The sequence below is a fragment of the Mycobacterium asiaticum genome (genome assembly GCF_001673365.1).
GTDB classification, from domain to species: Bacteria; Actinomycetota; Actinomycetes; order Mycobacteriales; family Mycobacteriaceae; genus Mycobacterium; species Mycobacterium asiaticum_A.
Window position 1 is genome coordinate 1 of record NZ_LZLS01000101.1, and the last position, 23,727, is coordinate 23,727.

The following is a 23,727-nucleotide window of genomic DNA, read 5'->3' on the forward strand; positions in this document are numbered from 1 at the left end:
GGTTTTTTACCCCGTTGCGGCGCCGGCGATCGGGAGAAGTCAGGCGGCGACGGGGACCAGCGTCCGGCCGGCCGAGCGCGTCGTGGGCGCGGCTGACGGGGTGAACCTGATGAACAGCCGGGCCACCAGGGGCGCGGCGAACAGCATCAGGACAACCCGGATGACCTGGGAAGCCATCACAAACGTCACGTTGGAGCCCGAACCCGCGGCGGTGCCCAGCACCGCATAGATGCCGCCCGGGCTCGTCGCAAGGTAGCCGTCGAGCATGCTCAGGTGAGCCATGTGGGACAGCACCACCCCGAAACCGGCCGCCGCGACGTTGAGCACCATGATCAAGGAGAAGGCGCCCGGCAGGATCCGGCGAATCGACCGCAGCGAGTCGCGGTCGAACTCGAGCACGGTCTGCCAGACGATCATCAGGATCGCGGCCTGGAAGAGCACCATCGGAACAGCCATGCCCCTGGTGAGTCCGCAGAACTCCAGGGCGATGGTGATTGCCATCGGGCCGATCAATCCGGAGCCTGGCAGACGTACCCGGCGGCCGGCGGCTGCACCGACGGCCACGATGACCGCGATCAGTGGCAGGCTGAAATACCAAGGCAGCGAATGCGTTTCGCTTGTCTGCGTGCTGTGCGCCGCGGTGCCGTGATAGAAAGCCGTCGCGACGATGGGCATGGCGGCCGTGATCAGCGCAACGCGCAGATATTGAACGGCGGCCACGACACGGTCGTCGGCACCGAGTTCACGTGCGATGGCGACCAGTCCCGATGACCCGCCGGCCACCAGCGCGAGCCCACCGGTCAGGGGGCTGACGTCGCGGTGCAGGCCGAGCAGTGCGCCGCCGGCGACGCTGATGATCAGGGTGCTGATCGCGACCGCGACAACCACGGTCCAGTTCGAGCCCAGCGCAGCGAACGAGATGTCGCGCACCATCAGCCCGGTGTAGACGCCCAGCACGCCTTGGGCGGCCAATCCTGCTCCAGACACGGCTTTGGGCGCGAAGCGCGCCAGCGACCAGGCGAAGGCTCCGCAGCCAAGAGCAACGATGAGTAGGTCGATCGTGTTCATGGGCGAAGCCTCCGGCAGCGGCCTTGGCGGATTCTTAATACGCAGGTGAGCGGTTGTTTACCGAAAGCGCGGAGGAGTCGAGTACCGCACTACTCGGTCGCCGCCGAACTGCTCGATGCACGCTGATGCGGTGGCTCAGGATCTCAGCGAGCGCGAGCAAGCACTGCGCAAATTGCCATTGGCGTACTCACTGGCGCTGCGGCTACGCGACGCCGGCGTAGCCCGCGAACTGATCTGCGAGTACGTCGGTGTCGAGAACGCGTCCCTGGATGGTGTCTACCGCATCGCCGAAGCGAAACTCACTGCGCTGCAACAGTAAGGGACCAGGCAGCACAGGCGCTGCAACAAGGCGCCGATTTCCGGGAGTCGATCAGCTGAGACCTATGCGCGCGCACGGTCCTCTTCTAGGCTCTTCGTGTGCGTTTGATGTGGCCGTTGATTGGCCGGGCACAGGAGATGGCGGTCGTCGAGGGGGCGATCGCCGAACCGGAAACACCCGGGATCATCGTCTGCGGCGCGCCGGGAGTCGGAAAGAGTCGCATCGTGCGTGAGGCCCTCTCGACCGCCGCCCGGGGAGGGTGTGTGACCCGTTGGGCGGTTGCCAGCGCATCAGCACGGTCGATCCCGTTGGGGGCGTTCGCCGCGTGGGTGAGCCTGCCGGAACCGGGTGGCAGTCAGTTGGTTCACCTGGTGCGGGATGCAATTCAGTCGCTGAGCGCAGGCCAGGCGGTGGTGATCGGTGTCGACGACGCGCATCTGCTCGACGAGCTTTCGGCTTTCGTGCTGCACCAGATAGCCCAACGACAGGCCGCGAAGCTGGTGTTGACGATCCGTAGCGGTGAATCGGTTCCCGCTGCGGTGCAAGAGGTTTGGAGTGGTGTAGGTTTCGATCGCCTTGACTTGCAACCGCTTTCGGCCGACGAAACAGCGGAGTTGCTGTTGGCCGCGCTGGGCGGCCCGGTGGATCCGGACGTGGTGCACCGCCTTTGGCGGCTGACCCGAGGCAATGTGCTCTACTTGCGCAACATCGTCGAGCAAGAGGTGTCCGACGGACGGCTTGCGCAACGACACGGCTACTGGCGGTGGAGCGGAGATCCGGTGGTGCCGCCGAGCCTCGCTTTGCTGATCGAGGCGCGGATGGGAACACTGCCCGGCGCTGTCGGGGACGTGGTGGACATGCTCGCCGTTGGCGAGCCGATCGAGTTGGCGGCGTTGTCGCGGATAGCGGACCCGGCAGCGATCGAGGAAGCCGAAGTGCGTGGGTTGATCACCCTCGACACCGTCGAGGGTGGCGTGGAAGCGCGCCTAGCGCACCCCCTTTACGGAGAACTGCGCCGAAAGCGGGTTGCCGCAACGAGATTGCGTAGACTACGCGGACTTGTCGCCACCGAATTGGCCGCGTCCGACGACCGCGACGAGGTGCGAGCGGTGGTGCGGCGCGCGGTGTTGAGTGTCGACTCCGATCTTGCGCCGGACCCGGATTTGCTGGTCCGCGCCGCCGACGGCGCCATGTTCCTGGCGGACGCTCCGTTGGCCGATCGACTGGCGGCCGCCGCGATACGTGCGGGCGCAGGGCTTCAGGCGTACAGCATCCGTTCGTTTGCGCTGGCCTGGCAGGGCCGCGGTGCCGAGGCCGATGCCGTGGTGGCCAGCACTCCCACCGAGGGACTTACCGTGGCCGACCAGGTGTACCTACTCGGTCAGCGAGGCTTCGGCAAGTTGTGGGGGATGGGTGACCCCGACGGAGCGAAAGAGCTTTTCGAAGAAGCCTCCCGAATCACGACGACGTCCACACGCGGCTGGTGCGATGCCTACTGGGCTATCTATTGGGCGTCGATGGCGCAACCGGAGAAGGCATTGAGTTTCGGGGCTGGACTCGACCTCACGAGCATGCCGGCCATCCTCAATTCGTCGGCGACGTGGGCGCTGGTTGTCGCCAACGGCGATGCCGGGCACGCGGACCGGGCGGATCGGTCGGCCAAGGTCGGCTATGAATGTGCGGACCGCATGGAAACCGCTGCCCACATGACGCTGCTTCTCTTCGACAGGCATGCTGGCGCGCTGCTGCAGTGCGGTCGGCTCAAAGAGGCGACTGCGTTGGGCGAGTCGGCCCGTAATCAGACGGCCGACATTCCCGGTGTGGCCCGGTTGCTCAGTGCCGCGATCATCGGACGAGCCGCCGTCGGATCGGGCCGGCTGGATGAAGCGCGATCCGTGTTGCAGACGGTTGTCGAGCTATTTGCCGGTGACTCCAACGGTTTTCGGTACCGGTATTTGATCCCGCTCACCACAGCGCTGGCGATGTGTGGCTTGAGCGCCGAGGCAGCCGCCGCGCTTGGAACTGCGCAAGCCGAACACCATCGCAGCTATGGATTTGTCGAGTATGAACGGGCTTTGGCGCAAGCCTGGGTGGCCGCTAGCCAGGGCGCGGTGAGCGAGGCGATTCAGGTCTCCCGAGCTGCAGCCGAGACTGCTTGTGCCAATGGACAATTCGGTGCGGAGGTAGTGTGTTTACAGACGGCTGCGCAGTTCGGTGACGGTTCGACCGCGACCCGGCTGGGCCAACTGGAAGCGATAGTGGAAGGTCCTCGGGTCGGCGTTGCCGCCCGGTTCGCCGTCGCACTTTCCGCCGGCGATGGGAGCGAATTGGCCGCGGCATCAGCCGAATTCGAAGAGATGGGTGACTTGGTCGCCGCGGTGGATGCTGCCGCGCACGCGGCCATCGCATATCGACGCAAGGACATGCGCGGATCAGCGCTGGGCTGCTCGACGCGCGCCGAAGCCCTGGCACAGCGGTGTGGCGGGGCGGCCACCCCCGCGCTTCGGCAAGCCGGCATGCGCGTTCCGCTGACCTCACGGGAGCACGAAATCGTGCTGTTGCTCGGCGAAGGGCTACCCAGCCGGGCCGTGGCCGAACGATTAACCCTGTCGGTGCGCACCGTCGAGGGCCACATCTACCGGGCGATGGCAAAGACCGGTGTCTCGACCCGCGAGGAACTCGCGGCCTTGCTGCACCGAACGTAACGCCTAGTCTTCGTCGAGGTAGGCGTCGGCCCAGGCGCCGATGATGCGGGCGGCTCGGCGTGCTTGGCCGCGGGTGGTAAGTAGGTGGTCAGACCCTTCGAGGGAGACGAAGCTGCGCGGGTGGCGGGCCAACCGGAAAATCTCGGTCGCGTTTTGGATGCCGACCGTATTGTCGGTGGGCGAGTGCAGGATGAGCAGCGGTAGTCGCAGGTTCTTGATCTTGTCGTGTAAGTGCGCCTCGCGGACGTCCTCGACGAATGCGCGCTTGAGCGTCAGGGTGCGTCCGCCGACCATCCACTCGGCACTGCCCTCGGACAGGCATCGGTCCACCACTGCGTCGTAGTGCTTTTCGACGTGGCTTGGGTCGATCGGCGCCGCAACCGTGACGACCGACCGCACGCCGGGCGACTCTCGCGCCGCGGCCAATACGGCCGCACCGCCCCACGAGTGCCCGACCAGGATGTCGGCCGGGGTCCCGCGACTGTCCATGAACTCGCACGCCCTGACGATGTCGTCGACCTTCACCGTGAACGAGCCGTCACCCCAATCCCCCTCGGAATCACTAAGACCCAGCGCGTCGAAGCGCAGCATGCCGATCCCGTCGGCCGCCAGCTGCTTGCAGATCCGGGCCGCGGCCGGCGATTCCTTACCGAGGGTGAAGCCATGCGCGAACACGCCCCACCCGCGTACCGCGCCCTCCGGCTCGTCGACGATGCCCGCCAGCGTCGGTCCGGTCGAGCTCGGGAACGTAACACGTTCGCCCATGGGTGAGGTCTACCATGCCGGAGGCGGGGGGTGGTGTTCGGCGCCCCGCCGTAGAGGAGTCCGAATGATCAAGATCGTGTTTTGTCTGAGGCGCTTGCCAACGTTGTCACCAGACGAGTTCTACCGATACTGGCTGGAAAGCCATGGACCGCTGGTGCGCAGCCACGCAGCCACATTGGGGATTCGCCGATACACCCAGGGGCACGGCATCACCGATTCGCGCCTCGATCCGGCGGCAGCGGCGCGGGGCTGCCAAGTCCCGCCGTACGACGGCGTCGCCGAATTATATTGGGACAGCATCGAAGACATGATCGCGGCGAGCTCGTCGGCCCAAGGACGACAGGCAGGCCGGGCGTTGCTGGAAGACGAACGCAGGTTTATCGACCTGGAGAACTCGTCACTGTTCTTCGTTCGCGACCACGAGATCGTGGCGGGGGACTAGCGCGGTTGAGGCCCGCCCACGATGCCCGCCCTGCGGGCGGCCGCGAGCCAGGTCGGGAACTCCGTCATCACCTTGTCGTAGAACGCCTCGTCGCTCAGCGCCGTCACCCGTTCGATAGCGAAGAACCCCGCATTGTCGATCTCCCGGCCGGACAGCTCGTCGAGCTTTTGTAGGAACGGAAAGTCGTTCTCGCGGCCTATCGCCATGAATTGAATGAACATCGGCAAGCCGGAGGCACGCTGGACAGCTTCCGCGGCACTCTTTCGGTCGCTGTTGCCGCCGTCGGTGATGAAGGCGACGAAGGTCGGTAAGGCCGCGCCGCGCTGCAATCCGCCGGCGATCTCCTCGATCGGCGGCGCGTACTTGGTCATGCCCCAGATGTTCTTACGGTTGATGGCGCGGTCGGTCCAGCCGTCGCGGTTGTGCAGGGTTACCGGCTCGCCCTCTTGTACTCGGTGATCGAAAAGCACGGTGTCGACGGTGCCGTTGTCGTCGAAAAGCAGTGCCATGGCGAGGAACCGGTCGACCAGTTCTTGATAGCTGCCGTTGTTGAACAGCGGGCGTGAGGAGCCGGACACGTCGAGCACGAGGATCACCTCGGCTCGTTCGCCGAGGAAGCCGCGCTTCTCCAGGGAGACACTGGCGGCGTCGAATTTCTTCAGCAGCACCGGCGAACTTTGCGACACAGTCTTGCGCAGGTTGATCTGTCGTTGCTTGTTCAGGTCGATCTTGGGCGAAGGCGGTGCAGACGGTGCTGCGGGGGGCGGCGCGGCGGGTTCGTCGTCAACCGAAATGCCGAACTCGGTGGCGATTCCCTTGAGTCCCGAGTCGTAACCCTGACCCACGGCCCGGAACTTCCACGCGCCCTGCCTGCGGTACAACTCGCCGAAGATCAGGCCGGTCTCGGTGGTCAGGCCGGAGATCGAGTAGCTCGCCACCGGTGTGCCGCTGGACAACACCTTGATCGACAGGCCGGGAAGCTGCGCGAACGATTGTCGCTTGGCGGTGGCGTCGTGAATGGACGCGACGAACGCAACGCGGTCGATGACTTCTGGGACGGCGGGCGCGTTGACGACAAGGCGGTCGCCACCGGACGGCAGCGAGCCCGCGTGTCGGACCGAACCGTCGCGCGAAGCGGGCTGGTTGTAGAACACCAGATCGCTGTCGTCACGCACCTTTCCCGCGGCGGTCAGCAATAACGCGCTGGCGTCCGCGTCGATGCCACCGACGCCCTGCCAGCTGACTTCAACGACTAGTTCGGCAGTGGGCACGGGCGCGTTGGCGCCCTTGGTCAGCTCGGGCATGACCCTCCGATTCATCTGTTAGTGGGTACAGCGTAGTCGCGCTAGCAGCCGTAAAAGCACCCTTTTCGTGCCGAAATGAGGTGCTTTTACGTCTGTTCGGCCTTAACAAAACGGGCACTGAAGTTCATGATGATGCACATGGCTGATGAACCTTTTACCACCGTCGATGTCGCCGTCGTGGGTGCCGGCTTCGCCGGTCTGTACGCCGCGCATCGGCTGCGGCTCGCGGGCCGCTCGATGCGCATCTTCGAGGCGGGCGAGGACATCGGCGGCACCTGGTACTGGAACCGTTATCCGGGCGCGCGGGTAGACATCCCGAGCCTCGATTACATGTTCAGCTTCGATTCGGACTGGGCGCGGGACTGGCAGTGGTCGGAGAAGTACGCCACTCAGCCCGAGATCCTGCGGTATCTGAACCACGTTGCCGACAAGCACGACCTTCGGCGCGACATGCAATTCGCTACCCGGGTCACCCATGCACATTGGGACGACAGTTCCGCGCGCTATCGCGTGCGCACCGATCGCGGTGACGAAATCGACTGTCGCTACCTGGTAATGGCGACCGGATGTCTTTCGGTGCCCAAAGAGCTCGACATCCCCGGCGTCGAAAAGTTCACCCGGGAGGTGTATTTCACCAGTCGCTGGCCGCATGAACCCGTCGACTTCACCGGCAAGCGCGTCGGTGTCGTCGGCACCGGGTCGTCCGGGATCCAATCCATCCCGCTGATCGCGGCGCAGGCAGCGCAGTTGGTGGTCTTCCAACGCACGCCGTGCTTTTCCATTCCCGCCCACAACGGTCCGATTACACCGGAACGGCTCGCTCAACTGGTCGACGACCCGGCCTACCGCCAAGCGGCCAAGTACTCGTTCGGCGGGGTGCCGGTGGAGCGGACGATCACCCCGGCGTTCTCGGTGTCCGCTGATGAGCGTCAGCAACGATACGAACTCGCCTGGCAGCGCGGCGAACTACTGGAAGTGCTCAACCTCTACGCCGACGTGATGAGTAATCCGTTGGCCAACAGAGACTTTGCCGAATTTCTACACGATAAGATTCGCGGTATCGTGCACGATCCGAAGACGGCAGACACGCTGTGTCCCAAGACTTATCCGGTCGGCTCGAAGCGGTTGTGCCTGGACACCAACTACTACGCCACCTTCAACCTGCCTCATGTGCGATTGGTGAACCTGCAAGACCAACCGATGCTGGGTGTCACCGAGACCGGAATCGACACCGTCGGAGAGTCTTTCGAGTTCGACGCGCTTGTGTTCGCCACCGGCTTTGACGCGATCACCGGCGCCGTTTCGGCGATCGACATCGTCGGTCGGGAAGGCGTTGTGCTCAAAGACAAATGGCTTCCCGGCCCATCCACCTACCTCGGTCTGATGACCGAGGGATTCCCCAACCTCTTCCTGATCGCGGGCCCGCACAGCCCATCGGTGCTGTCTAATATGGCGGTATCCATTGAGCAGCACGTCGATTTCGTCGCCGACGCCATGACGTATGTGAGCACCCACGGCTTCGAGCAGATCGAACCGACCAAGCTCGCCGAAGCCGGCTGGATGCAGCACGTAGACGACGCCGCTTCGATAACCCTGTTCCCGCAAGCGAACTCGTGGTATGTCGGTGCGAACATACCGGGCAAGCCACGCACTTTCATGGCCTACGCAGCCGGTGTCGACTTCTACCGGGCGGCGTGCGACGAGCTAGTGGCCCGGGATTACCTGGGATTCAAGCTGTCTGGGCCGGAGGGTTCGCAATGCCATGACGGCGTGATTCGTCGGCTGCAACCTGATGTCCAGATGGTCCTCGAACAGATGGCACTTCTGGAACCGCCGCCCCTGGAGTCGATGCCACCCGCGCAGGCGCGCGCCTTCATGGACGAGATGAACCTCGTCCGGCCGCCGGGACCCGACGTCGGCGAAATCATGGACGGCATCCTGCCCGGTGCCGCCGGACCGCTGGATTACCGGCTATACCGACCGGCGAGCCCCGGACCGCACCCGGTGGTCGTCTATTTCCACGGCGGCGGTTGGGTTCTCGGCGACCACGTCTCAGACGACCCCTTGTGCCGCGATCTATGCGTGGGCAGCGACACCCTCATCGTGTCGGTGAACTACCGGCACGCTCCCGAACATCGCTTCCCCGCCGCGCTCGAGGACGGTTGGGCAGCGGTGCGCTGGATTGCCGAGCACACCGAAGAACTCGGCGGCATCCCCGGACGTCTGGCCGTGTTGGGTTGGAGTGCCGGCGCTGGCATCGCTGCCGTGATCTGCCAATTGGCAAGGGACACCGGTTGGCCGACGATCGTCGGGCAAGCGCTGCTGACGCCGGTCGTCGATACCGATCAAACCCGCGGTTCCTACGTCGAGAATGCCGATGGCTACGGTCTTACCGCCCCGCTGATGCGTTGGTTCTTCGACCATTACGCCGATCCGCAAGTACGCGACGACCCCCGGATCGCCCCGCTACGTGCACCGGATCTGTCTGGCCTGCCGCCGGCGATCGTGGTCTCTGCGGAGTTCGACCCGCTGCGCGACGAGGGCGACGAATATGCGAAAGCCCTTGCCGCAGCGGGGGTTCCCACCCAGCACGTGCGCGCCCGCGGACACACGCACCTGTCGTTGACGATGGTCGACATGGTCGTCTCCGGGGCGCCGATCCGGGCCCAGGTTGCCGACGCGCTACGCGGGTTCTTCGCGGCCTCGGAAACTCGGTCAGGCGCCAAGAGCGCACCACTGCAGACGGCGGGCTAAGCGTCTCTTGAGCCTTCCGTGCGGTCACGGCTTTCGTTATCCGGGCTTACGACCCCACACTGCGACGATCAGGCCGCCCCGGTAGAAGAATGACGGGTCTTTTAAGGCGCGCTGCGCGTTGGACGCGTCGGACTGTGCGATGACTCCGTTGGCGACCATGGCATCGTCCATCGGCCGAAATGAATGAATCATCAACTGCGACATAGGACTACGACCGGGACCGACTTGAGCAACGCCTTCGTTCCCCACGTCGATCAGGCCGAGCTGCTCGATGTGGACCGGTAGGGTACGCGCGAAGCGTAGATCCATAACCCCGCTTGCCAAGAGGAACGCGATCCGTGCCTGAGCGCAACGATCGAACGCCGCCGCGCACGGATGCGCCGGGTCTGCTGCCTCAACCGTGCCGTTGTCGACGTCCTCGACCATCAGCCAACCACCCGGCTTCAGCGCAGCGATCAGACGACGGAGTACCGCCACCGGATCGCGCAGATGCATCAAGACATTTCGCGCGTGCACAAGATCATACGATGACGGCTCGATGGCATCTTGAGTGATGTCGCAACGACGCACTTCGACGTTTCGTGCGCTGATGTCTCCGAGAAACCGCAAATCAATGTCAGCGGCAACCACATTGCCGGCCGGACCGACTCGTTGCGAAAGCCATCGCACCACGGATCCGGCGCCAGCGCCCACTTCAAGGCATCGCCAGCCGTCAGCGACACCGATCGCGTCAAGTTGACGAAGCGTCGACGGGTCGTTGAACTGCTCAATCAGTCTTAAGCGCGTGAGTTCATCGTCGGCTTGATGGTCGCTCCAGAAGTAACTGTCGCTCTGGCTATCGTCGTGGCTCAAGTCGCGCTCCTTCACTCAGCGGCGACAATCCGATTAATGAACTATGTCACTCGTACGCAGACGGATCCAACCCGTAAGGTCGGCTCGTGCACAGGACCATCGACTGGGACGGCAACGCGGTCACCATCATCGACCAGACCGCGCTCCCGGCCGACTACCGCATTCTCGAGCTGCGCACCGTCGACGAACTGATCGACGCGATCCGCCGCCTGGCCGTGCGGGGCGCCCCGGCACTCGGCGCGGCGGGCGCACTGGGCGTTGTGCTGGCGGTCCGCGAGGGAGGCGACGTGCGCGCGTCCGCCGAGCGCGTCGCACAGGCAAGACCTACCGCGGTAAACCTGAGCTGGGGAGTCGCCCGCGCGCTGCAAAAGCTGGACGAAGGCGCCGAAGCCGTGCTGGCCGAAGCGTGCGAAATCCTCGATGAGGACGAACGACTCAACCGCGCCGCATCCGCCCACGCCGCCGACATCGTTCTCGAGCTGTGCGATCGCCGCCCGCTGCGGCTGCTCAGTCACTGCAACGCCGGGCATCTGGCCACGGTGGCCTGGGGCAGTGCACTCGGTGTCGTCTGGCACCTGCACGAGCGCGGATTGGTCGACTCGGTGCTGGTCGACGAGACGCGTCCACTGCTGCAGGGCGCCCGGCTCACGGCATGGGAACTGGCGCAAGCCGGCGTGCCCTACCGGGTGCAACCGGATGCCGCCGCGGCCGCGGCGATGGCGCGCGGCCTTGTCGACTGTGTGCTGGTCGGCGCCGACCGGATCGCGGCCAATGGCGACGTCGCCAACAAGATCGGCACCTACGGCCTGGCCATTGCGGCCCATCACCACAACGTGCCGCTGGTGGTGGTCGCGCCGTCGTCCACCGTCGACAAGTCGCTACTCACCGGTGCCGAGATCGCTATCGAGGAACGCGCGCCAGAAGAACTCAAAACCTTTGTCGGCGCTGCGATTACGCCGCCGGACGCCCGCGTGTTCAATCCCGCTTTTGATGTGACTCCCGCGGAGTTGATTTCCGCCGTCGTCACCGAGCACGGCCGCTACCGGCCGCCGAGTTAGCTCGCCCCGGCCGCGATCACCTGGTCCACCTCGAGGGCCCGGTCGGCCATCTCGGCGTGTGCTTTGTCCAAGGCGGCGGCCTGATCCTCGTCGGCCTTCATCAGCGCATCGATGTCGGAGCCGGCCATGTCGAGAACGCCCATATCCGAGAAGGCTTTTTGCACCTTGTCGCCCCACAAACCGATGTCCTTGACGATCGGCACGATGCGGCTGAACAGGTGTGCACGGAACTGAATCATCAGCGGCGAGGTGTCTAGCCAGTTGGCACACGCTTGGACGTCCATGCCGAGGGTTTCGAAGACTTCCTCGCCGCGGAACCGGTCGCGCATCAGGTAGCAGGCGTCGACGACGAACTCTTCCCGTTCGTCTCGCTCGGCTTCGGTCAGCGCGGAGTAGTAGTCCTTCAACGAGATTCGGCCGAAGGCGACGTGGCGGGCCTCGTCCTGCATCACATAGGCCAGTACCTGCTTGGCCAGCGAGTCCGGCGCCGCCATGTCGCGCAACACCCCGAAGGCGGCGAGCGCGAGTCCCTCGATGAGGACCTGCATGCCGAGATAGGGCATGTCCCAACGGGAATCGCGCAGGGTGTCCTCCAGCAGGGCGGTCAGGTGCGTGTTGATCGGGTAGACCAGGTCGATCTTTTCCTGGAGGAACCGCGAAAAAGCCTCGACGTGCCGGGCCTCGTCCATCGTCTGGGTGGCCGCGTAGAACTTTGCGTCAAGGTCGGGGACGACCTCCACGATCTTGGCCGCGCACACCATCGCGCCCTGCTCGCCGTGCAGGAACTGTGAGAACTGCCAGGCCTGGAAGTGCCGGCGCATCTCGTCGCGGCGTGCTGCGGTTGCGGACTCCCACATCGGGCTGCCGAACAGTGGATGGAACTCGTCGGGCAGACCGATCGGGTTGTTCGGGTCGACGTCTTGTGTCCAGTCGATGCGCGACTGGGCATCCCACTGCTTGTCCTTGCCCTTTTGGTAGAGGGAAAGGAGTCGGGCGCGCCCATCGTCGTATTCCCACGTGAAGCGCGCGTCCCCGGCGCTTTGCACCTCCCACGAGTACGGCGCGGGCACCTCGGTGTACTTGTCCTTTGTGCTCATGAGTCGCCGCCTCTCCGCCTCTGCGACCGGTGGTCACGTGACGTGTATCACACTGCGCCGCGGGGGCGTCGGCGTCAACTCCCTCCGGGGACAGCGGCGCCGGCCGCCGCTGTCCCCCCGCTGGGCTACCGCAGAGGGTTGAATTCCCACAGCCCCTGAGGTTCTTTTCCGGTGCTGATCTGCTCGGCCAGCAGCCGACCAGTCACCGGGCCGTGCGTGAAGCCCCACATGCCGTGTCCTCCCGCGACGTAAATCCCTTGTGCCACTTGCCCGATCAGTGGCCTGCCGTCGGCGGTGACGGGTCGCGAGCCGACCCAGACGTTGCTGCGCGCACCCCATCGCACCCCGTGCAGCATGGGTCGCACCGATTGGATGATCGCTTGCACCCGTTCGGGCGCACCGGGCTCGTCCGGATCGCGGAATTCCATGGTGCCGGACACCCGCATCGCACCGCGGTACGGCGTGCACGCGACTCGTGCCGCGGGCAGGTAGATCGGACTCGGCATCGGTCGCTCGATGGGAACCGTGAACGAGTAGCCGCGGCCGGCTCGCAGCGGCACGTTGATCCAGCGGCCGGCCAGGCGCGGCAGCCAGGCGCCGGTTGCGATCACGGCCGCGTCGGCGGTCAGCGCATCACCACGGCTTGTGAAAACCGTGACGTCCCTGCGCGAAGGCACCACGTCGACGACGTCGAGTTCCCGAACCGTCCCGCCGCGCTGGACGACCGACTTGGACAGTGCCCGCACAAAGCGACCGGGGTCAACATGGCGCTGGCGGTGGATGTTGAGCCCGAGGGCCGCCACCGAGGAAGCCAATGGGACCTGCTCGTAGAGTGCGCTGCCGGTGATGCCGGTCATGAGCATGGTCTGTCCGGCTTCTTCGAGTCGGCTCAGTTCGTTCAGCAGTCGTTGCGCCTGCGCGGTGTTCTCGAAAACCGCGGTGATCGGAGAGGTCGTCATCGGCACGTCGACGCCGTTGCCGGTGAGCACATCAAAGGCTTCCAAGCTTTCCTCGTTGAGAGCGAGGTTTGCTTGTACCGTTCGCTGGTATGCCGAACGCCGGGAGTTGGCTGCGAATCGCGCGAGGAACATGGCCAAACCCGCATCGGCGGTCTTCGGGATATGTAGTGGCGCATTACGTTTCAGTAGCGACCGCAATCCCTCGGCCAGCACCGACGGTTGGTTGAGCGGAATCGTCAAACTCGGCGCGATCCAACCGGCGTTGCCCCACGAAGCACCCGCGCCCGGACCAATTCGGTCGACGACGGTGACCTCGATGCCGCGTTCCTGAAGAAACCATGCCGTCGACAACCCGATGATGCCCGCACCGATAACGATCACTGACCGGGGCTCACCGTCGAAATCATCAACGTCAACCATTGCAACCTCCACCCTTCACGTGTCTCTGACTTCGATGGTGGACGGCCTCGCGTGAAAGTTCTTGCGGTGGCCGGACAATGCGCGTCTGAGGATTTGTGGCTACCCAACAGCGCCCGACGAGACGGTGGATGGCGGAGCATGCGGCATGCGCAAATATGTCGTATCATAGCGACATGACTACGACGACGCTGGAAACCGGACTCAGCGACCTGCTTCAAAGCGTTAACGACACCACCAGGCTGCTGCAGCGGTCGGCTACGGTTCCGGATGAAGTCAGCCAGCTGATCGACAGCTTTGATCGAAAACTGGACGCTGCCAGGCCATCACGTCTCAAAGCCGACCCGTATCTGACGACGAGTCTGTGGGCCGCCGCCTTTCGTGCACAAAAAGCGCTCCGCCACGACAACCCTGAACAGCAACGCCGGGATGTCCGTATCGCGCTCGAGCAGTTCCGCCATGCGCTACGCGACATCGTCGAAAACCAGCCCTACAGCGACGACGCGCCCGTCGGAGTCGTGCTGGCAAACACCGCCGACGTCTTGGCAACCCCGCAGAAGACGCTCGCCGAGTTGCTGGGAGTGTCCGTGCGCCAGCTACAGCGCTGGCTTGCCGATGACGGGACCGGCCCGAGTGCCGACGACGCCGCACGCATCCGTGTGCTCGGTCAGGTGGTTAACCAGCTTCGCCACTCGTTTACCGGTCCGGGAGTGGTCGCGTGGTTCTACCGGGAGCATCCGATGCTTGGCTGCCGCCCGATCGACCTTCTCGACGATCCGCTGCGCTATCCGCGGCTCCTTGCGACGGCGACCGAGGCCCGCGCAATGACCGCATGAAGTTCACGGTCTTTCGGCACGCGGCCTACGACACGCCGTGGTGGGCATTTCCCAGCGCGAGCGACGGCAGGTTCCACCGCGCCGGAATGGATACCGTGCAGTACCTGTGTCTTCATCCATTAGGCCCGGCAGCCGAGATGCTGCGCCACCACATCGGTCCGAGCGGGGATCCTGACGATCTACTCCTGAACTTGTGGACGGCGATCGTCGACGTGGAAGCTGTGCGAGTCGACTTCGACGACTGCGCCGACTACGGGCTCACGCCTGAGGAACTCGTCGGCGAGGACTACGTCCCGACACAAGCACTTGCCGAAACCGTGCAAGGCACCGGTGCGGACGCGATGATCGTGCCCTCGGCCGCGCTGCCGGGAACCCACAACCTGATTCTTTTCGGTGTCCGACTGCTGACAGGATTCTTGAGCGAGCCGCTGGCACCTGAAGACATTCCGACCGGCCATCTGACAGACGGAGCGCGGCCCCCTGCAGAGGTGGCGGCGCACGTCCGCTGGCGGCGCAGACCGCACCGCGCGCTCGAGCAGTGGAAGTCCACCGAGCGATACGACTTGTTCGAAGATCCGTCCGCGACGCGGTAGTTGCCGTTGAAGAGGTGCTGCGGGTTCGTGGGCGACGCAGGCGTGGCTCTTGCCGTCGCCGGGGCTCTGCAGAGTGCCACTCACTTTGCCCGCCTCTGCGCGACAAATCGTCTGGGCCGCGCGGCACGGCGGGCTGGAGTCGCTCAGAGCCGGGCAAACAGACACATGCCTCCAGACACAGACGGCCGAGGCCGGGGCGGGCCGCGCCGGGTCGGGTGCGCCGCCGCCGTGGCTCGGCCGGCTCTGCAGAGTGCCACTCACTTTGCCCGCCTCTGCGCGACAAATCGTCTGGGCCGCGCGGCGCACCAGACTGGAGTCGCTCAGAGCCGGGCAAACAGACACATGCCTCCAGGCACAGTGACCGCTTCAATTCCCAAATTTGTCTCAGCCCTGAGACGATTGGCCCGTTGCGTATGGAGGGAGAACCTGTGGTTCGAGACGACTGGCTCATCGGAGGCGAGCGTCGTACTGCTGCTGCGGAGCGCATTTATGCCGCTGCCACCGACATGGTCGTCCGCGACGGCCTGGACGCCTTCGACATCGACGTCTTGGCCGCACGAGTGCACTGTTCGCGAGCCACGATCTATCGCTACGCCGGAGGCAAAGCCCAGATACGCGACGCAGTTCTAGTGCGTCTTGCAGCTCGCATCGTCGACTCGGTTCGGCATGCAGTCGATGGCCTGAGTGGGTCGGAGCGAGTAGTAAAGGCGATTACGGTTGCGCTGGAACACATTCGATCAGATCCGATACGTCAGATGATGACCGGTTTGAGCGCAGGCCGCGATTTCACCGCGCTTCCTTCGTCGCCGGTGCTGGGCCGCCTCGCCGCCGATCTCACCGGGATAACCGACGACGACCCAGCGGCCGCCCAATGGATCGTTCGCGTCGTGATGTCGCTGGCTTACTGGCCTATCGGCAATAGCGAAATCGAACACCAAATCGTGCAACGATTCGTCGCACCGGCCTTCAATTAGGGTCCAAACACCCAAACTCCCGCGCTCGAATCACGCAAGCATTACGCTGACCCGCGGGCTTCGGGCGCTCAGCAACCAATGCAGTTTCGTGTGGGGTGGGGTATGCGCGTTCGAGTTCTATCAATCTTCGCGACCGCGATTGGCGCGTTGGCGCTTTTCGTTTCGCCGGCATTCGTCGGGAGCGCACCGACAACGGTTTTCGCCAGTTGTAGCACCGGCTACTACGAAAACTCGGACGGGCAATGCATCTCCCGCCCGTCGTCGGGTCTGCCCAATAACGGCGCTCCGGGCCTGCTGGAGAGCGGTGGGCCACCCCCCGGGGCTACCGCGATCTGCCGAGATGGCACCTATTCATTCGGTACCCACCGCAGCGGTACCTGCTCGGGACACCGCGGGGTACAGCGGTGGCTGTCGAACTGAGCGGTTGACGGCTGAATCCGCCGCGGACAGGGACGTGACGGCCCGATGTGCACCGCACGCGTAGCGCAGGGCTGGGTAAGCCTGCTAGCCGTGGGGCCCTATAGCCACCCGTTGGCCCCGGGGTTGCCTGCCTGACCCATGGCACCGGCGACAGGGGGTAGCTGTAACACAGAGATATCGCCGCTGGTATTACCGCTCGTGAATGTGAGGGCCACCGGGATCGTGCCGCCGGTGGCCATCGTCGCACCCGCCGGACTGATGGATGTGACAGTGCCGCCGGGGCCGATGAGGAAGGCGACGGTAGCACTGCCGGGGGTGTTGTTGAGGAGCGTAAAACTCGAACCGGCGGTGAGGTTGACAACTCCGGCCGTACTGCCAGTGCCCCCTTGCCCGGCAGCCCCGCCCTGACCGTGAAGCCACCCGCCGCGCCCACCGTCACCGCCACTACCGCCGTTCAGGACGATGGGTGTGGTTTGGCCGCTTGAGAGCGTCGCATTGTTAGGTCCGCTGTTGCCGCCGTGTCCGCCGCTGCCACCAGCGCCCCACAGCCCTGCGGCGCCGCCGACCCCGCCTGCGCCGCCGGTGAAGGCCGTTACGCCACCGGCCCGCGAGGCCACTCCGCCGCTGCCGCCGGCGCCGCCATCTCCGTATATGAAACCGCCGGCGCCGCCGGCCCCGCCCGTTGCGCCGGTCCCGCCGACGCCGCCGAGCCCGCCGTTGCCGATCAAACCCGCAGCCCCGCCGGCACCGCCGGCCACTCCGGGGTTGCCCACTTCCGAAAAGCCGTTGCCGCCGTTGCCGATCAACAACCCGCCGGCTCCGCCATTGGGGTTGGCCGCTGTCCCGTTGGCGCCGTCACCGATCAGCGGACGTCCCAGCAGCAAATTGGTGGGAGCGTTGATCACCGCCAAGAGGTCTTGCCCCACGGTCTGCAGCAGCGAGCCACTAGCAGCCTCAGCGGCCGCGTAGGCGCTGCCCGCTCCGTTTAACACCTGTACGAACTGCGCATGAAACACGGCGGCCTGGTCGCTCAGCACTTGGTAGTCGCGCGCGTGGCCGGCAAACCAGGACGAAACGGCCCCCGATATTTCGTCTTCCGCAGCGGGGGCCAGTGCGGTAATTGGATCTATTGCCGCGGCATTGGCCGCGACGAGCCTAGAGCCGATGTTAGACAGGTCCGTTGCCGCCAAAGCTAGCAAGTCCGGAGCCGCCGCCAAGTACGACATTGTTGCCTCCCGTTGCGCCGCCGACGCACCGGCAAATATGTGTTTCATCAGGATTTGACCTGAGACTGCTTAGCGTACGCGGATTACTTTGCGCTCGGACAAAATTGCGCACTCTGCTTCGAGTTCGACAGGGAACAGCGCGCAGCCTGGCCCAGGATGGTCAACGGCCGATGCGGTCCAGGTAGGCGCGTCGGCCGACGGGGTCGTAATGCCCTGGCGGTTTCCTCAGCGTCACAAGGCTTTTGACGCGCTGCAGCAGCGGCTCCGGGGTTGCTTCTTCGAGCGCCCCAAACGGTGCCAGCCAGCGCGGCACGGTGATCTCGTTGCGTGGGCGGCGGGCACTGTCGGCAATCGCAACGGCGATGTCGGCCGGTTGTCGGGTCGGTAACAGATCCAGCGAAACTCCCGCGGTGAGCTCGGTGTGGACCGCGGTCGGAAACACCGTCGTCACAGTGACATGCGTTCGTGCAATCTCGGCTCTGACGGCGCGTGACAGCGCCGCGACGGCATATTTGGTGGCGCAGTACACCGACATCCCAGGAGTGGTCACTTTCGCCGCCATCGAAGCGACGTTGACGATGTGGCCGTGATTCCGTTCGAGCATGCCGGGCAGGAACTCGTGCATCCCATTGATAACGCCGCCAAGGTTCACGGCGACCTCACGGTGGTAGCACTCCAGTCTTTGCTCGGCGAACGGCCCCATGTACTGAATACCGGCATTGTTGACCAGCATCGCGATGGGTCCGTCCTCGCTGGCTGCCGCGGTGTGGAACGCGGCGAAGCTGTCGGGATCGGTGACGTCCAAATGCACTGCGCGAGCGCCGATCCGGTCAGCGGTACGTCGTGCTTCGTCAACGTCGAGATCGCCGATCCACACCCGAGCGCCACGGCGAGCCAGCTCTGCTGCGGTGGCTTGACCGATGCCCCGTGCGCCGCCGGTGACACACGCGACCGCTCCTGCCAGATCGATCATGCGTCAACGGCTTCGTCGCTGAATTGCCGCAGTGCGAAATAGGCGATCAGCCGAACCTCACCGTTGGGCATGGTGAGCAGTGCCCGACCCAGATAGAGGCCTGGTGTCAGCTCGACGATCTCGTCCCTGGTGCGCTTGATCGGGAACGTGCGCACACTCGGATTGCGATAGGCCTCAACGGAATAGTCCAACGCGCGCACCGTGATGAACGGTGCGACCGCAGCCGTGTCGAGCCGGTGATCGAAGTGAAACCCGTTGACCTCTGAGCCCACGCGGCGCAGGCCGCGATATCCCGGTGCAATGACCGGCATGACCAGTCGGGCGATCGGTGCGAGCCGGTTGAAACCGGTCCCTCTGGCGTGATCGAAGGATTTGCCACGCCAGGTCGGCTCGATCTTGAGGAGCGGGTTGGCCAGGTGTGCCTCGGGAATGCCGAACAGCTTGCCGACGATCAGGCCTTCCAGCGCACCGTCGATCTCTTCTGGTGCATCGCCGCGCCCGAACAGAGCCGCGAGCTGGTCGTGTCGTCCGCGGTTGCCCAACTCCCTGAGGTAGTCCCAGCCTTGGCGTTGCGCCAGAACCGGTGCAACGCGCGCTAATTCGCGCAAATCGCGCAGCGCGGACGTGCCGGCATCGACGGCCGCCACCGTGCCGACGGGATGTACCTGTGGTGAGGGGCTCACGGTTCTCCTTTAAGTTATCTGACACCATTTCGTACCAGAAGTATCTGGTTCGAAACCGTGCCAGATAAGAGGAAGTCAGTCAAGAGCGGTGGATTGACGAGAAAGTGCGACGATCGAGCGGTGTCTGACGCCACCTCGCGCATGTATGCCGGTCGGTCGGCAGACATTCGGCGGCGCGATCGTCGAGGCCGGCTGACCGAAGCCGCCCTCGACGTGCTCACTGATGGCGACTGGCGCGGCGTCACAGTCGACAAGTTGTGTACCGCGGCCGGGCTGAACAAACGCTACTTCTACGAAAGCTTCTCCGACCTCGACGCCGTTGCCACGGCCGTGGTTGACGACATCGCCGAGCAAGTGCGGTTGGTGGCATTAGAGGCGGTTGCAGCCAGTGCGACTGAGCCGCTGGCAGTGCAGGCACTCGCAACGGTCACGGCTCTAGTGGACACGCTGGCCGATGATCCGCGGCGCGCGAGGGTGTTATTGGGCTCAGCGGTGTTATCGCCCGCTTTACAGCGCCACCGCGAGGACATCATGACCGGTCTGACCGGGGTACTCGTCGAGCACGCCCGCACCGTGCACGACGTCGAACTCGAAAGCGATCCGCTGGCTGAGGTGGCGCCCGCATTCATAATCGGCGGCACCGCCGACGCGATACTCGCATTCGTGGAAGGTCGCGCCAGAGTTACCAAAGAGCAATTGGTTCAGAGCATCGCGACGCTGTGGCTGATTACCGGAAACGGTGCCGCGCAGGTGGCGCAGGCCAGGCGGATGTCCTCTTAAGGGCTCGGTAACCAGTCGAGAGATACGTTGAAAACATGAGTGCTGCCGGCATCGTCCTCGTAGCGCTCGCGATCGCCGTCGGAATCATCGGCATTGTGCTGCCGCTATTACCGGGCACGCTGCTGGTGTTCGCCGCGATCGTGGTGTGGGCCGTCGTCGAGAACAACATCACCGCGTGGGTGACGCTCGGCGTGGTGGCCGCGCTGCTCGGTGTGGCGACACTGATCAAATACACCTGGCCCGTGAAGCGGATGCGGGCCGCCGACGTGCGCACGCTGAGTCTTGTGTCGGGCGCGATTGTGGGCATCATTGGTTTCTTCGTAATTCCGGTGATCGGCCTGGTGATCGGCTTCGTGCTGGGTGTCTACGTGGCCGAGCTGGCCAGCCGCGGAGACCAGCGGCTGGCATGGACCTCGACAAAGCACGCCGTGAAAGGTGTCGCATTGTCGATGGGTATCGAGTTGGCTGCTGCATTGCTCGCCACCGTCGCGTGGGCGTTCGGGGTGTATCTAACCCAGTAGGCGCCCGGCTGAGAGCGTTTTACCCCGAATGGTTTCCATCGATTTTGTGTTCTAAGCCTCTTCTGTAGAGGAACGACGGATCTTCGAGGGCTGACGACTGTACAGGCAGGTCAGCGCCATGATCCCAGTCAGAAGAATTGTGAATAGCGCCGCCGATGCGCCCGATTCGTACACGTCGGCAATCTGGATAGTTTTGCCGCCGCGGACGGCGACGCCGTCGGGCGGATGCATCAGGCTGATGAAGACCTGGGTGGTGGTGGAAAGCCAGAACAGGCACGGCAGCAGCCAGTACGTGCGGGTTAGGGTGACGGGCCTTCCGGGGAATCGCGCTTCGACGAGGGCTACAAGTTGGAAGATCAACCAGCCCGTCAGTAGCCAGCCGAGGAAGTTCGTCAGTGGAACTCCCAGCGCGCCGGTCGGGTGGTGATAGGAGTAATAATCGTGCGCCGTCGCCCCGATGGGGTCGTTGACCAGGTCATAACCCCCAAGAATGAATGTTGCCACGATGGGCGTCGTAAAGCGTTCGGCGCCACCGACCGCCGTACCTGGGACAGGTCGCATGATCACGCGCGCCAGCGCCAAGGCCAGCCAGCCGAACATGATCCAGCTGACGACCGCCACCGGGGGGACGCCCAGGGGTTTCGGTCCCGGTAAGTGATGGGTGTAAGAGCCGAACGGGAAACCGGTCGCGACACCAATTGCCTCGATTACGAACGCAACAATGCCGGCGATGGCGACGAATGCAGCCATGCCTCGCGCGGAGTAGCCCAGCCAGGCATGGATGACAACAAACAGAATGAGAAAGGCCATTTGGGCCCCCGCGGCTTGCGCGGCCAGCGACGGACGCACCGCCATGACCACTGCGGCGAGCAACGTGAGACAGAGTAAGACCCAACAGGATGCCCTGAGAATCCGCCACCGCGCCTCCGTTTGGCCAGGCAGTCGCGTCAGCGTATCGGCTGCCACCCGCTGTGTGGTCTCTTCACTAGTCATGTTGCGCACCCTCCGCGGTGCTGTTCGGTGCGCCCAACGCACGCCGATTCTTTCTTGGCTCACGTTATCGCCCGGGAGGTGCGGATCTCAGCTATTTCCGGCGGCATAAGGAACGGCCGATGCTCGCGGCGGCATTCAGCTCCCGAACTACGGGACCGCTACGGGACCGCGCGCCGCTGGCAGTTGCGTGGAGTGGGCGAATGCCCTGCTAGATATGGAGCCGATGACGGGAATCGAACCCGCGTATTCAGCTTGGGAAGTCGAACGGCGGCGTCTGGTCGGCTCTGTCGAGGTTTGCGCTGGTCTGTCGAGCTGGGCGAATCATCTGGTCCTGTCCGCCCAAGTCCGGGGTTGTGGGCCTCAGTTGTGACATCGGTGTGACAACGAGGTGCTGACGTGCGAGGCGCGTTGGGGTGGGTCGGAAGGAGCATGACCCGCATCCGGTAGCAGTATGGTTCCCGGTCTGGCGACTTCGCCGCTCACCCGTCCGTTCGACCGGCAACTGAGGAGAAACATTCCGATGCGAGTGCTCGTCAGTCACGAGGACGACGACAGAGTCGGCGTTGACCTGCTCGGTCGCGTCGACGGACTCGAGGTCGTCACCTACGACCCCAGCGGGCCACTCTCTCCTGAGCAGCGCGACGCTGCGATCCTGACCCCGCCGTACCGCAGCAGCCATCGCCCGATCCCGCTGTTGAAAGAACTCCACGGCCTCCGCATGGTTCAGCTTCTGTCCGCGGGGGCCGACGAGTGGGCTTCTGACGTGCCGCCTGACGTCATCCTGGCCACCGCCCGCGGGGCACATGCCGGACCCGTCTCCGAGTGGGTGCTGTCAGCGATCCTGTGCCTCTACCGTCAGTGGCCGGCGCTCGTAGATTTCAAGCGGGAGCACACGTGGGCGCATCGTCGCGTTGCCGCTGACACTCTCGCCGGGAGCCGGGTGTTGATTCTCGGAGCGGGTGCAATTGGTGGGGCCGTCGCCGAGCGACTGCGGGCATTCGACGCTCTACCTGTCCTTGTTGCCAGTCGGGAACGCGGCGGCGTGCTCGGCCCAGAAGCAGTGCCCGAGATTCTGCCGACGTGCGATGCGGTCGTTATTACTGCGCCCCTAACCGACTCGACGCAGGGCATGGTCGACGTGGCATTCCTCGGTGCACTCCCGGATGGCGCCCTGGTCGTCAACGCCGCCCGCGGCAAGATCGTTGACACCGACGCACTCGTAGCGGAGTTGCAGACCGGGCGACTGCGGGCGGCCCTCGACGTCACTGAGCCTGAGCCGCTGCCGCAAGACCATCGCCTCTGGGCTTGCCCAGGCACGATCATTAGCCCTCACATGGCGCGGACCGTGCCGGGAACGAACGCCCTCTGCTACGCCGTGGCCGCAGAACAGATACGCACGTTCCTGAGTGGAGGATCGCCGTCGAACGCGGTGGTTACCGGTAGCTGACGCGCTGCTCGTAGCGGGGAAGAAGTGGCCCAATGCGCAAATCAACGAGAACATCGATGCTGCGAAGGATCAGATCGCAGACTTCATCACGCCGGGTGTCGTCGCCGGCGGCAACGGCCTGGACGATGTTGCCCACTGACGCGCCATGAAGGCCGACCGCGTGAATTTGGACCCCGCCGCCACGTAGTGGCGGTGGGGCGCGTCGTATCGGAGCAGGACTGAGGGCGCGACGTTCCGGTTGGTGGGTGTCGAAGCGCAGCCGCGGCAATTGGACCCGGAGAACAGCAGGCGTGCTGCGGGCCGCCGTTGTGGGCGACGGATGCTCGGCGCGATGGCGGAAACTTGCCGCAGGTTGAGATGGCAGGAGTTAGTGAAGGCGCCGCGCCGCGCGGCCGAAGCGGAGCGGCAGGCCGCGGCGAGTGCGGCGGGCGGCGCGCCAGCGCCGCCGTCTTGATCTTTGAGAGCGAAATTCGGCAGACAGTCGGTTAACGCGTGCGGTTTGTTCGGCTGATAACAGAGGGGCGCTGTAGCGGAGCCGGGT

The 23,727-nt window shown here is 64.7% G+C and carries 22 protein-coding genes and 1 pseudogene; 12 read left to right on the top strand and 11 right to left on the bottom strand.

Annotated elements, in window-relative coordinates; all coding sequences use genetic code 11:
• Positions 1 to 39: 39 nt before the first annotated feature.
• Positions 40 to 1,068 carry an AbrB family transcriptional regulator gene (locus A5634_RS11625; RefSeq protein ID WP_065144204.1) on the bottom strand — a complete coding sequence of 343 codons (1,029 nt, stop codon included), beginning with the start codon at positions 1,066 to 1,068 and terminating at the stop codon, positions 40 to 42.
• A 130-nt stretch (positions 1,069 to 1,198) separates the two neighbouring features.
• Between A5634_RS11625 and A5634_RS11630 the strand changes: the two genes are divergently transcribed.
• Both A5634_RS11630 and A5634_RS11635 read left to right on the top strand, forming a co-directional pair.
• Entirely contained in the window at positions 1,199 to 1,387 is a 189-nt protein-coding gene (locus A5634_RS11630; protein ID WP_253861560.1) for a hypothetical protein, read from the top strand.
• Positions 1,388 to 1,494: 107 nt separating this feature from the next.
• Positions 1,495 to 4,092 carry an AAA family ATPase gene (locus A5634_RS11635; RefSeq protein WP_253861565.1) on the top strand — a complete coding sequence of 866 codons (2,598 nt, stop codon included), beginning with the start codon at positions 1,495 to 1,497 and terminating at the stop codon, positions 4,090 to 4,092.
• 3 nt (positions 4,093 to 4,095) lie between these two features.
• On the opposite strand, the gene A5634_RS11640 is transcribed toward A5634_RS11635, so the two are convergent.
• The gene (locus tag A5634_RS11640; protein WP_065144207.1) at positions 4,096 to 4,857 is read right to left on the bottom strand and encodes an alpha/beta hydrolase family protein; all 762 of its coding nucleotides are present in this window, start codon (positions 4,855 to 4,857) and stop codon (positions 4,096 to 4,098) included.
• A gap of 64 nt (positions 4,858 to 4,921) precedes the next feature.
• Here A5634_RS11640 and A5634_RS11645 point away from each other — a divergent pair, with 64 nt between their 5' ends.
• The gene (locus tag A5634_RS11645; RefSeq protein ID WP_065144208.1) at positions 4,922 to 5,299 is read left to right on the top strand and encodes an EthD domain-containing protein; all 378 of its coding nucleotides are present in this window, start codon (positions 4,922 to 4,924) and stop codon (positions 5,297 to 5,299) included.
• Here the strand turns inward: A5634_RS11645 and A5634_RS11650 are convergent.
• Complete coding sequence (locus tag A5634_RS11650; protein ID WP_081290366.1) at positions 5,296 to 6,618, bottom strand: VWA domain-containing protein; 1,323 nt, start codon at positions 6,616 to 6,618, stop codon at positions 5,296 to 5,298. The two genes, A5634_RS11645 and A5634_RS11650, sit on opposite strands and share 4 nt — an antisense overlap.
• 123 nt (positions 6,619 to 6,741) lie before the next feature.
• Here A5634_RS11650 and A5634_RS11655 point away from each other — a divergent pair, with 123 nt between their 5' ends.
• The gene (locus A5634_RS11655; protein ID WP_065144243.1) at positions 6,742 to 9,357 is read left to right on the top strand and encodes a flavin-containing monooxygenase; all 2,616 of its coding nucleotides are present in this window, start codon (positions 6,742 to 6,744) and stop codon (positions 9,355 to 9,357) included.
• 36 nt (positions 9,358 to 9,393) lie between these two features.
• On the opposite strand, the gene A5634_RS11660 is transcribed toward A5634_RS11655, so the two are convergent.
• On the bottom strand, positions 9,394 to 10,224 hold the full coding sequence (locus A5634_RS11660) for a class I SAM-dependent methyltransferase (RefSeq protein WP_065144210.1): 831 nt from the start codon (positions 10,222 to 10,224) through the stop codon (positions 9,394 to 9,396).
• 71 nt (positions 10,225 to 10,295) lie between these two features.
• Here A5634_RS11660 and mtnA point away from each other — a divergent pair, with 71 nt between their 5' ends.
• Positions 10,296 to 11,267, top strand: coding sequence for an S-methyl-5-thioribose-1-phosphate isomerase (mtnA, locus tag A5634_RS11665; RefSeq protein WP_065144211.1), 972 nt, complete (start codon positions 10,296 to 10,298; stop codon positions 11,265 to 11,267).
• Here the strand turns inward: mtnA and A5634_RS11670 are convergent.
• Complete coding sequence (locus A5634_RS11670; protein ID WP_065144212.1) at positions 11,264 to 12,364, bottom strand: ferritin-like domain-containing protein; 1,101 nt, start codon at positions 12,362 to 12,364, stop codon at positions 11,264 to 11,266. The genes mtnA and A5634_RS11670 overlap by 4 nt on opposite strands.
• Before the next feature lie 125 nt (positions 12,365 to 12,489).
• Positions 12,490 to 13,743 (bottom strand): NAD(P)/FAD-dependent oxidoreductase, encoded by a 1,254-nt coding sequence (locus tag A5634_RS11675; protein WP_065144213.1) that lies wholly within the window; start codon positions 13,741 to 13,743, stop codon positions 12,490 to 12,492.
• Positions 13,744 to 13,871: 128 nt separating this feature from the next.
• Here A5634_RS11675 and A5634_RS11680 point away from each other — a divergent pair, with 128 nt between their 5' ends.
• The 4 genes from A5634_RS11680 (at position 13,872) to A5634_RS27300 (ending at position 16,563) form a co-directional block, all read left to right on the top strand.
• Complete coding sequence (locus tag A5634_RS11680; RefSeq protein ID WP_155769494.1) at positions 13,872 to 14,576, top strand: helix-turn-helix domain-containing protein; 705 nt, start codon at positions 13,872 to 13,874, stop codon at positions 14,574 to 14,576.
• The gene (locus A5634_RS11685) at positions 14,573 to 15,169 is read left to right on the top strand and encodes an RES family NAD+ phosphorylase (protein WP_065144215.1); all 597 of its coding nucleotides are present in this window, start codon (positions 14,573 to 14,575) and stop codon (positions 15,167 to 15,169) included. The genes A5634_RS11680 and A5634_RS11685 overlap by 4 nt, the downstream gene beginning before the upstream one ends.
• 428 nt (positions 15,170 to 15,597) lie before the next feature.
• Complete coding sequence (locus A5634_RS11690) at positions 15,598 to 16,143, top strand: TetR/AcrR family transcriptional regulator (RefSeq protein ID WP_065144244.1); 546 nt, start codon at positions 15,598 to 15,600, stop codon at positions 16,141 to 16,143.
• 102 nt (positions 16,144 to 16,245) lie between these two features.
• Positions 16,246 to 16,563: a DUF3761 domain-containing protein gene (locus A5634_RS27300; protein WP_081290368.1), complete on the top strand. Its 318-nt coding sequence runs from the start codon at positions 16,246 to 16,248 to the stop codon at positions 16,561 to 16,563.
• A gap of 368 nt (positions 16,564 to 16,931) precedes the next feature.
• Here A5634_RS27300 and A5634_RS30125 read toward each other — a convergent pair.
• From A5634_RS30125 to A5634_RS11705, 3 genes and pseudogenes are all read right to left on the bottom strand, one after another.
• Positions 16,932 to 17,789, bottom strand: a pseudogene (locus A5634_RS30125) (PE family protein); the annotation flags it as partial.
• 160 nt (positions 17,790 to 17,949) lie between these two features.
• Positions 17,950 to 18,762, bottom strand: coding sequence for an SDR family oxidoreductase (locus A5634_RS11700; RefSeq protein WP_065144217.1), 813 nt, complete (start codon positions 18,760 to 18,762; stop codon positions 17,950 to 17,952).
• Positions 18,759 to 19,445, bottom strand: coding sequence for a hypothetical protein (locus tag A5634_RS11705; RefSeq protein WP_253861561.1), 687 nt, complete (start codon positions 19,443 to 19,445; stop codon positions 18,759 to 18,761). The genes A5634_RS11700 and A5634_RS11705 overlap by 4 nt, the downstream gene beginning before the upstream one ends.
• A 120-nt stretch (positions 19,446 to 19,565) precedes the next feature.
• Between A5634_RS11705 and A5634_RS11710 the strand changes: the two genes are divergently transcribed.
• Positions 19,566 to 20,225, top strand: coding sequence for a TetR/AcrR family transcriptional regulator (locus tag A5634_RS11710; RefSeq protein WP_065144219.1), 660 nt, complete (start codon positions 19,566 to 19,568; stop codon positions 20,223 to 20,225).
• A gap of 35 nt (positions 20,226 to 20,260) precedes the next feature.
• A complete protein-coding gene (locus tag A5634_RS11715) occupies positions 20,261 to 20,746 on the top strand; it encodes a DUF456 domain-containing protein (RefSeq protein WP_065144220.1) in 486 nt (161 codons plus the stop codon).
• Positions 20,747 to 20,797: 51 nt separating this feature from the next.
• On the opposite strand, the gene A5634_RS11720 is transcribed toward A5634_RS11715, so the two are convergent.
• Positions 20,798 to 21,619, bottom strand: a complete 822-nt coding sequence (locus A5634_RS11720; protein WP_253861562.1) for a carotenoid biosynthesis protein — start codon at positions 21,617 to 21,619, stop codon at positions 20,798 to 20,800.
• A gap of 640 nt (positions 21,620 to 22,259) precedes the next feature.
• Between A5634_RS11720 and A5634_RS11725 the strand changes: the two genes are divergently transcribed.
• Positions 22,260 to 23,186 carry an NAD(P)-dependent oxidoreductase gene (locus A5634_RS11725; RefSeq protein ID WP_216638732.1) on the top strand — a complete coding sequence of 309 codons (927 nt, stop codon included), beginning with the start codon at positions 22,260 to 22,262 and terminating at the stop codon, positions 23,184 to 23,186.
• Here A5634_RS11725 and A5634_RS28170 read toward each other — a convergent pair.
• Entirely contained in the window at positions 23,173 to 23,322 is a 150-nt protein-coding gene (locus tag A5634_RS28170) for a hypothetical protein (protein ID WP_155769495.1), read from the bottom strand. The two genes, A5634_RS11725 and A5634_RS28170, sit on opposite strands and share 14 nt — an antisense overlap.
• Positions 23,323 to 23,727 lie beyond the last annotated feature (405 nt).

What these genes read in the sequence shown, in the direction of transcription:
- A5634_RS11645 (WP_065144208.1), top strand. Translation starts at nt 4,922, where the DNA reads ATGATCAAGATCGTGTTTTGTCTGAGGCGCTTGCCAACGTTGTCACCA.
- A5634_RS11650 (WP_081290366.1), bottom strand. Translation starts at nt 6,618, where the DNA reads ATGAATCGGAGGGTCATGCCCGAGCTGACCAAGGGCGCCAACGCGCCC.
- A5634_RS11680 (WP_155769494.1), top strand. Translation starts at nt 13,872, where the DNA reads ATGGCGGAGCATGCGGCATGCGCAAATATGTCGTATCATAGCGACATG.
- A5634_RS11685 (WP_065144215.1), top strand. Translation starts at nt 14,573, where the DNA reads ATGAAGTTCACGGTCTTTCGGCACGCGGCCTACGACACGCCGTGGTGG.
- A5634_RS11715 (WP_065144220.1), top strand. Translation starts at nt 20,261, where the DNA reads ATGAGTGCTGCCGGCATCGTCCTCGTAGCGCTCGCGATCGCCGTCGGA.
- A5634_RS11655 (WP_065144243.1), top strand. Translation starts at nt 6,742, where the DNA reads ATGGCTGATGAACCTTTTACCACCGTCGATGTCGCCGTCGTGGGTGCC.
- A5634_RS11700 (WP_065144217.1), bottom strand. Translation starts at nt 18,762, where the DNA reads ATGATCGATCTGGCAGGAGCGGTCGCGTGTGTCACCGGCGGCGCACGG.
- A5634_RS27300 (WP_081290368.1), top strand. Translation starts at nt 16,246, where the DNA reads ATGCGCGTTCGAGTTCTATCAATCTTCGCGACCGCGATTGGCGCGTTG.
- A5634_RS11625 (WP_065144204.1), bottom strand. Translation starts at nt 1,068, where the DNA reads ATGAACACGATCGACCTACTCATCGTTGCTCTTGGCTGCGGAGCCTTC.
- A5634_RS11670 (WP_065144212.1), bottom strand. Translation starts at nt 12,364, where the DNA reads ATGAGCACAAAGGACAAGTACACCGAGGTGCCCGCGCCGTACTCGTGG.
- A5634_RS11725 (WP_216638732.1), top strand. Translation starts at nt 22,260, where the DNA reads ATGCGAGTGCTCGTCAGTCACGAGGACGACGACAGAGTCGGCGTTGAC.
- A5634_RS11640 (WP_065144207.1), bottom strand. Translation starts at nt 4,857, where the DNA reads ATGGGCGAACGTGTTACGTTCCCGAGCTCGACCGGACCGACGCTGGCG.
- A5634_RS11635 (WP_253861565.1), top strand. Translation starts at nt 1,495, where the DNA reads ATGTGGCCGTTGATTGGCCGGGCACAGGAGATGGCGGTCGTCGAGGGG.
- A5634_RS11675 (WP_065144213.1), bottom strand. Translation starts at nt 13,743, where the DNA reads ATGGTTGACGTTGATGATTTCGACGGTGAGCCCCGGTCAGTGATCGTT.